This is a genomic window from Thermanaerothrix sp., from assembly GCA_026417795.1.
Classification (GTDB): domain Bacteria; phylum Synergistota; class Synergistia; order Synergistales; family Synergistaceae; genus Thermanaerovibrio.
In genome coordinates, this window is sequence record JAOACP010000099.1 from 1 (window position 1) to 1375 (window position 1375).

Consider the following 1375-nt stretch of genomic DNA (forward strand, 5'->3'; position numbering starts at 1 on the left):
ATCCAATACCAAGCGTCGATAGGGAGGAAGCACTACCGTGGCGTCGAGGCTAGCCCCTTCTTTTCGTGCCGCCAGATCCGCAAACAACAGATGATGGTTAACCACCAGGATTAAGGCCGTTGCGGCCTCCCGTTTCAGACGGAGCACAAAACAACGATCCCGATAGGCACACCGAAGGCCACTGCAGAGATCCGATTCGGAACAGATACGCCCCCACAGCATTTCAGAAGGGAGGAAGGGAAGTTCTGCCTTATTTCCCGTTTCCGTTGTTTCCGCCCATTTCTGGATAGACTCTATCTCATCCCGGGATCCTGCAAATTCTAATTCCCCCTCCTGAAGCATATCCGCAAGACGCCGAAGGCACAGGTAGTTGTTCCGACCTTTGATTACCACGGCCTTTACGGGTTTTTTAAAGGCCCTGGTAAGGAGGGGGATATCCTTTTCGTATAATTGATGCTGCAGCGTTATCGTGGCCGTAGAAATAACTACCCGCTCTTTATTTACAATTGCATAGGCAATGGCAGGGATAAGATAGGCGAAGGACTTCCCCACCCCCGTACCCGCCTCGGCGACCAACAGGTGGTCCGTGTTAAAGGCCTGGATAACGAGTCGCATCAAATCGAGCTGGGATTGCCGTGGTTCATAGGGAGAAAGGAATTGAGCAATAGCCCCTCCTTCTTGAAGGGCGCCACAGAGCATATCGGGATCGAGGAGTTTTTTTTCCCTTTTATCAACGGGCTCTACGATGACATACACCCGCTGGACCTCATTATCTACAATATAGGAACCAAGGCCCTGCGAAGCGACCCGTTCTGTGATCACCAGGTCATTATCACTGGGAGTAAGATTTCCCGATGGGTGATTGTGAATAAGAACATCCGCCTCCGCATCAAGGCGATCGAGAAGGGCTAAGACAGAAGCTTCATTTCCCCGGGAAATAAGCTCGAGTTGCTCCACCAGGCCATCCTTTCCGCGATAGCCGGCCACAAAAATTTCGTTCCCCTCCGCTTCGCTGATCATGGTTTGGAGAATACGAATGCTGGTAGGAGAGAACCTTTTTTCTGAACGCACCGATTTTCCTGGCAGAACCCCTGCCCATTTCCCGATTATTTTTTCTCGTTTCCGGTGGTATGGAACTTACTCAGTAGACAAAGAAATTGGCTACCGGGCAAGGTGCTTTTAAACAAGCACACCGCATATCCTAAAACAAAAAACCCGATGACAGAACAAGCTATCATCGGGCAGCTACCATCTCCTAGGGGATTCGAACCCCTGTTGGCGGGATGAAAACCCGCTGTCCTAACCCCTAGACGAAGGAGACGTGAACATTTGCGATAAACTACACTGTTTTACACTGTATTACATCGCACTGTCC

At 50.5% G+C, this 1375-nt stretch carries 1 protein-coding gene and 1 tRNA gene; both read right to left on the bottom strand.

The features are described 5' to 3' along the window. Positions 1-1020 (bottom strand): hypothetical protein (locus N2315_09355; GenBank protein MCX7829377.1); only part of this gene is annotated, 1020 nt, incomplete at its 3' end. A 229-nt stretch (positions 1021-1249) separates the two neighbouring features. After that, positions 1250-1321, bottom strand: a tRNA-Glu gene (locus tag N2315_09360). Between the last annotated feature and the right edge of the window lie 54 nt (positions 1322-1375).